The organism is Bacillus sp. JJ1764, assembly GCF_036962145.1.
In the GTDB taxonomy this organism is placed as follows: Bacteria; Bacillota; Bacilli; order Bacillales; family Cytobacillaceae; genus Neobacillus.
On record NZ_JBALNY010000191.1, the window covers coordinates 5,762 to 6,213 of the forward strand.

Annotated in this window: 1 pseudogene; it reads right to left on the reverse strand. The window is 44.7% G+C overall.

The annotated features are described in order from the left end of the window. Window positions 1–452, reverse strand: a pseudogene (locus V7083_RS21065) (cytosine permease); the annotation flags it as partial.

A 452-nucleotide genomic window follows, 5' to 3' on the forward strand; every position in this document is an offset into this window, starting at 1 on the left:
GTAATAACCCCTGCCCAGAACGGGAACTTAGGTCCACCCACATTTGAGAAAATAGTAGCAGCCGGTACGACATTGGCAGCTGTATTGGTGGACCATTGTGCCAAGACAATCATTAGCAGGAGGATGGCTAAGATGAAACCAGCAGCTGCCTTTTGTAGAGCAACAACAGGGTCATAATTCAAAGCAGCAATATAGGAAACGGCACCAATAATAATCATAAACGTCTGAGTTAACGGCATCGCGATTAGATTTCCAATTAACGAACTTTTATTCCGTTTGAACCAGTTCTTTTCATTCACCGGTGCTTTAATAAACCTTGAAATCGATGGAATATCAGCGCTTAACGTAGCCCAAAAGCCCATATTACTAAAAATGACCACTAAGAAGGCTGAAAATGCTGCTCCACCTGTAACTGGCGATTCCACCCAGCTCCACACGTCACGACCCGCAGC